6 protein-coding genes are annotated in these 6,219 nt (G+C 61.0%); 4 read left to right on the top strand and 2 right to left on the bottom strand.

Annotated features, from left to right (window positions below):
• From rbsC to rbsR, 4 genes are all read left to right on the top strand, one after another.
• Entirely contained in the window at nt 1-969 is a 969-nt protein-coding gene (gene rbsC / locus ACUTSC_RS18700; RefSeq protein WP_019455467.1) for a ribose ABC transporter permease, read from the top strand.
• Nucleotides 970-993: 24 nt separating this feature from the next.
• On the top strand, nt 994-1,881 hold the full coding sequence (gene rbsB, locus ACUTSC_RS18705; RefSeq protein WP_025160300.1) for a ribose ABC transporter substrate-binding protein RbsB: 888 nt from the start codon (nt 994-996) through the stop codon (nt 1,879-1,881).
• Nucleotides 1,882-1,942: 61 nt separating this feature from the next.
• Entirely contained in the window at nt 1,943-2,869 is a 927-nt protein-coding gene (gene rbsK, locus ACUTSC_RS18710) for a ribokinase (protein WP_197768377.1), read from the top strand.
• Between the two features lie 4 nt (nt 2,870-2,873).
• The gene (rbsR, locus tag ACUTSC_RS18715) at nt 2,874-3,875 is read left to right on the top strand and encodes a ribose operon transcriptional repressor RbsR (protein WP_130018600.1); all 1,002 of its coding nucleotides are present in this window, start codon (nt 2,874-2,876) and stop codon (nt 3,873-3,875) included.
• Here the strand turns inward: rbsR and mdtD are convergent.
• Both mdtD and ACUTSC_RS18725 read right to left on the bottom strand, forming a co-directional pair.
• A complete protein-coding gene (mdtD, locus tag ACUTSC_RS18720) occupies nt 3,872-5,287 on the bottom strand; it encodes a multidrug transporter subunit MdtD (protein ID WP_197768378.1) in 1,416 nt (471 codons plus the stop codon). The genes rbsR and mdtD overlap by 4 nt on opposite strands.
• Before the next feature lie 67 nt (nt 5,288-5,354).
• A complete protein-coding gene (locus tag ACUTSC_RS18725) occupies nt 5,355-6,044 on the bottom strand; it encodes a FadR/GntR family transcriptional regulator (protein WP_033636503.1) in 690 nt (229 codons plus the stop codon).
• Nucleotides 6,045-6,219 lie beyond the last annotated feature (175 nt).

The raw sequence follows: 6,219 nt of genomic DNA on the forward strand, positions 1-6,219 counted from the left end.
ATGAGTTCCCAGACTATCGCAGCCAAGCGCTGGTTCAGTAAAGAGTGGCTGTTAGAGCAGAAGTCGTTGATTGCGCTGCTGGTGCTGATCGCCGTGGTCTCTTCCATGAGCCCGAACTTCTTCACCCTGAACAACCTGTTCAATATTCTGCAGCAGACCTCGGTGAACGCCATCATGGCGGTGGGGATGACGCTGGTGATCCTCACCTCCGGCATCGATCTGTCGGTGGGATCGCTGCTGGCGCTGACCGGCGCGGTGGCGGCGTCGATCGTCGGCTTTGAGGTCAACGCGCTGGTGGCGGTGGCGGCGGCATTGGCGCTGGGCGCGGCAGTTGGCGCCTGCACCGGGGTGATCGTCGCCAAAGGCAAGGTGCAGGCCTTTATCGCTACGCTGGTGATGATGCTGCTGCTGCGCGGCGTCACCATGGTGTACACCAACGGCAGCCCGGTCAACACCGGTTTCACTGACGTGGCTGACACCTTCGGCTGGTTCGGCATCGGCCGCCCGCTGGGCGTGCCTACGCCGATCTGGATCATGGCGATCGTGTTCATCGCCGCCTGGTATATGCTGCACCATACGCGCCTGGGCCGCTATATTTATGCCCTGGGCGGCAACGAAGCGGCGACCCGCCTGTCCGGCATCAGCGTCGATAAAGTGAAGATTATCGTCTACTCGCTGTGCGGCCTGCTGGCGGCGCTGGCCGGGGTGATCGAAGTGGCGCGCCTGTCGTCGGCGCAGCCGACCGCCGGCACCGGCTATGAGCTGGACGCCATCGCCGCCGTGGTGCTGGGCGGCACCAGCCTGGCCGGCGGCAAGGGCCGCATCGTCGGTACGCTGATCGGGGCGCTGATCCTCGGCTTCCTGAACAACGGCCTGAATTTACTGGGTGTTTCTTCCTACTACCAAATGATCGTGAAGGCAGTGGTGATACTGCTGGCGGTTCTGGTAGATAACAAAAGCAACAAGTAACCTCCCCCTACAGGAATCACGATGATGAAAATGAAAAAACTGGCAACCTTAGCCTCCGCCATCGCGCTGAGCGCCACCCTGAGCGCCAATGCCATGGCCAAAGACACCATCGCGCTGGTGGTGTCCACCCTCAACAACCCGTTCTTCGTCTCGATGAAGGACGGTGCGCAGCAAGAGGCCAACAAGCTGGGTTACAACCTGGTGGTGCTGGATTCCCAGAACAACCCGGCGAAAGAACTGGCCAACGTGCAGGATCTGATGGTGCGCGCGCCCAAGCTGCTGCTGATCAACCCGACCGACTCCGACGCGGTAGGCAACGCTATCAAGATGGCCAACCAGGCGAAAATCCCGGTCATTACGCTGGACCGCGTGGCGAGTAAGGGCGACGTGGTGAGCCACATCGCTTCGGACAACCGCGTGGGCGGCAAAATGGCCGGTGACTTCATCGCCAAGAAAGTGGGCGCCGATGCCAAGGTGATTCAGCTGGAAGGCATTGCCGGCACTTCCGCCGCGCGTGAACGCGGTGAAGGCTTCAAACAGTCGCTGGATCAGAATAAATTCAAACTGTTGGCCAGCCAGCCGGCCGACTTTGATCGCACCAAGGGCCTGAACGTGATGCAGAACCTGCTGACTGCGCACCCGGATGTGCAGGCGGTGTTCGCTCAGAACGATGAAATGGCGCTGGGTGCGCTGCGCGCGCTGCAAACCGCCGGTAAAACCGACGTGATCGTGGTAGGCTTCGACGGCACCGCCGATGGCGTGAAAGCGGTCGAAGGCGGTAAGCTGGCGGCGACCGTGGCGCAGCGTCCCGATCAGATCGGCGTGATCGGTGTGGAAACCGCCGATAAAGTGCTGAAAGGCGAAAAAGTGCCGGCGACCATTCCGGTCGATTTGAAACTGGTCACTCAGTAAGTCATACCAGCGCCATCGGAACGGGGCGTTTACGATGGCGCGCAATTCAGGAATCAATGCGATGGAAACAGGTAAGCTGGTGGTTCTTGGCAGCATCAATGCCGACCATATCCTCAATATTGAACAGTTCCCCCACCCAGGTGAAACGGTGATCGGGAAACAGTATAAGGTGGCGTTTGGCGGCAAGGGCGCGAATCAGGCGGTGGCGGCCGGGCGCAGCGGGGCGGAGATCGCCTTTATCGCCTGCGTGGGCGCCGACGATATCGGCGAACGTGTCCGCCGGCAGCTGGCGAGCGATCGTATTGATACCCAACCGATTGAAGCCATCGCCGACAGCACCACCGGCGTGGCGCTGATCTTCGTCAACGCCGAAGGCGAGAATGTGATCGGCATCGATGCCGGCGCCAACGCCGCGGTGACGCCGGATTACCTGGTGCGCTACCAACAAAAAGTGATCGATGCCGACGCTTTGCTGATGCAGCTGGAGTCGCCGCTGGAAACGGTGATCGCCGCCGCCCGCCTGGCGAGGCAGCATCACACGCAGGTGATCCTCAACCCGGCTCCGGCGCGCGAGCTGCCGGACGAGCTGCTGGGCATGATCGATATGATCACCCCGAATGAAACCGAAGCCCAGCGCCTGACCGGCATCGCCGTGGACAACGACGCCGATGCGGCGCGTGCGGCGCAGGCGCTGCACGACAAGGGCATCACGACGGTGATCATCACCCTCGGCAGCCGCGGCGTGTGGCTGAGCGAGAACGGCAATGGCAAACTGGTGCCCGGCTTCAAGGTGCAAGCGGTGGATACCATCGCCGCCGGCGATACCTTTAACGGTGCGCTGGTCACTGCCCTGTTGGAGGGCAAGATCATGGCCGACGCGGTGCGTTTCGCCCATGCGGCGGCGGCGATCGCCGTGACCCGCCCTGGGGCGCAGCCTTCGGTGCCGTGGCGTGAAGAGATTGACGCCTTCTTGCAGCAGCAGGGGTGATCCTTTGGCCACCATGAAAGATGTCGCCCGCCTGGCGGGTGTTTCAACCTCTACCGTTTCGCATGTGGTCAACAACAATCGCTTTGTCAGCGATAGCGTGCGCGACAAGGTCATGGCGGCCGTAGAACAGCTGAACTATGCGCCTTCCGCGCTGGCGCGCAGCCTGAAGCTCAACCAGACGCGCACCATCGGCATGCTGGTGACCGCCAGCAACAACCCGTTTTATGCCGAAGTGGTGCGCGGCGTGGAGCGCAGCTGCTATGAACGCGGCTACAGTTTAATCCTGTGCAACACCGAAGAAGACGCCGCGCGCATGAACCGCAGCATGGAGACGCTGCTGCAAAAGCGCGTCGACGGTTTGCTGTTGATGTGCACTGAAAACCACCGGCCGTCGCAGGATGCCCTGAGCCGCTACCCGTCACTGCCGATCGTGATGATGGACTGGGCGCCGTTCGAGGGTGCCAACGACATTATTCAGGATAACTCGCTGCTGGGCGGCGAGATGGCGACCGATCATCTGATCGCCCGCGGCTACCGCAAGATCGCCTGCATCGCCGGCCCGCAGGATAAAACCACCGCCCGTCACCGACTGGAAGGCTATCGCAACGCGATGCGGCGCGCCGGATTGCCGGTTCCGCCAGGGTATGAAGTGCATTGCGACTTTGAGTTTGAGGGCGGCGTGAACGCCATGCACCAACTGCTGGCGCTGGACGAGCCGCCGCATGCGGTGTTTGCCGGCAACGATGCGGTGGCGGTAGGCGTTTATCAGGCGCTGTATCAGGCCGGGCTTTCCGTGCCGCAGGATATGGCGGTGATGGGCTACGATGACATTGAGTTGGCGCGTTATCTGGCGCCGCCGCTGAGTACCATTCATCAGCCGAAGGATTCGCTGGGCGAACTGGCGATCGATGCGCTGATCAACCGCCTGCAAAACCCGGAGCGCGCGCCCCAGGTGCTGGTGCTGACGCCCGAGCTGGTGGAACGCGCCTCGGTGGGCCGCCGTTAACTCGCCGCCTTCGCTTCTTTCTTGCTTTCCTGGCCGCTGATCAAATTGCGGCCATCCTTCCTTCTCAGCAACATAAACACCAGCGCCGATGCCACGGTGACGATCCCCATGGTGATAAAGGTGTAATGGAAGTGGTCGATCATGGTGCCTAACGACAGGGATTCGTAAAAACGCAGCACCGCCGCACTGATTGCCACGCCGAAGCTGATGGACAGCTGCTGGGTGACCGCCAGGACGCTGTTGCCGGCGCTGGCGTTGGCGTCATTCAAATCCGCCAGGCTGATGGTGTTCATGGCGGTGAACTGGGTGGACATCGCCATGCCCAGCACGAACAACGGCAGGATCATCAGCCACAGCGGCATGCCCGGGCTTTGCAGGGAGAATTGGGCGATCAGTATCCCGATGATGACGGTGATGCCGACCAGCGTTTTACGGTAGCCGAACCAGCGCAGCACCTGAGTGACGGTGGATTTCGCCATCAGCGAACCGATGGCGGTCGGCGCCATCATGCAGCCGGCGACGATCGCCGTATAGCCGAATCCCACCTGCAGCATGAGCGGCATTAAAAACGGCACGCAGCCGGTGCCCAGCCTGGAGGCGACGTTGCCGGCGATACCGACCGAGAAGGTGCGGGTTTTGAACAGGTCTAGACCGATCAGCGGCTGAGGATGGCGGCGTGCGTGCGCGATATAGCCGAACAGCATAACGAAGCCGCTGAGCAGAATGCCCAGCGAAACGTAGCTCGCCAGCACCCGCTCGCCAAACAGCTCAAGCCCGGTAGAGATCAGCACCAGGCTCAGGCCGAACAGCATGAAGCCAAGGAAATCGAAGCGGCGCTTGGGCGTGGTGAAGTCCGGCATGTACTTGCGCGCATAGAAGATGCCGAGCAGGCCGATAGGGATATTGATCAGGAAAATCCAGTGCCAAGTGGCGTAGGTGACCAGCCAGCCGCCCAGCAGCGGCCCCAGAATCGGCCCGACCAGGCCGGGCATGGTGACGAAGTTCAGCACCGGCAGCAGTTCGCTGCGCGGGTAGGCGCGCAGCAGCGCCAACCGTGCGACCGGCATCATCATCGCGCCGCCGATGCCCTGCAGCACACGAGAGGCGACCAGCGCGCTCAACGTGGGGGAGAGGGCGCACAGCAGCGAGCCGAGGGTGAATAACGTGACGGCGAAGATGAACACGCGGCGGGTGCCGAAGCGGTCCGCCAGCCAGCCGCTGACCGGGATCAGCATCGCCACCGTCAGCGTGTAGCTGATGACGGCCGATTGCATCGCCAACGGCGAACGCCCCAGGCTTTGGGCTATCGCCGGCAGCGCGGTGTTTAGGATAGTGGCGTCCAGCGCCTGCATAAAGAACGCCATTGCGGCGATCCACGGTAGTCCAGCCATACTGCGCGCGGATTGGGTCATGGTCGGTCCTGGTTAAATGGTCGTCTGTCCCTCGTCTCTTTCTTCTATATATAAGCGGGGAGCGTGTCTAGTCTTTCTCTTTCAGCAGCACCTGGCAGGCAACGAGCGCGCCTGCGCTGTCCCCGGCGAGTATCGCATCGACGATAGCCTGATGATGGCGCAGCTTGATCACTTCATTGCCGGTGATGGCGCGGAAGTAGCTTTGGTACACCGAACTGAACAGGTTGGCGAACGAGGTCAGGAACGGGTTGCCGCTGGCCTCGTAGATGAGCTGGTGGAATTGGGTATCGACCTGGATCCAACGCTCGCGATCAAACTGGGTATGCAGCGCGCGCATTTCCGCCATCAGCTCCGCCAGCAGCTTGGTTTGCTGCGGGCTGGCGTGGTTTGCCGCCAACGCGCAGGCCTGCGGCTCCAGCGAGGTGCGCAGGATAAGGAAGTGTTGCATTACCTGATCGAAGTTTTCCCGCGTCATCCACCAGGTCAGTAAATCCTGATCGAGAAAATTCCATTGGCTTTGCGGCATCACGCGGGTGCCAATACGTGGGCGTGGCAACAACATGCCTTTGGCGGCTAACATCTTTACCGCTTCGCGTACTGCGGTGCGGCTGACGCCGAATTGCTCGCCCAGTTCCATTTCACCGGGCAGGATGCTGCCGGCCTGATAATCGCCCGCCAGAATTTGTTGGCCGAGTTTCTCTGCAAGCAGATAAGAAAGATTGCGTTGGGCGGCCTGTTGTTGTGCATTTAGCGGCATGGCTGCGGGTCCTTACTGACATCGTTATATCTATTTTACTCCAGTGATCGCCAGCTTTTATGGCTGTTTGCCGGAAAAAGTGACATAAATTCGTCGCTTTTTCGCCCTTTTGTTGAAAAAAAGCGCGCTTGAAAAGTTTTTTGCAATTAGGGGTTGCGGCCCGCCGAGAACTCCC

Source organism: Serratia sp. TSA_105.2 (genome assembly GCF_052692115.1).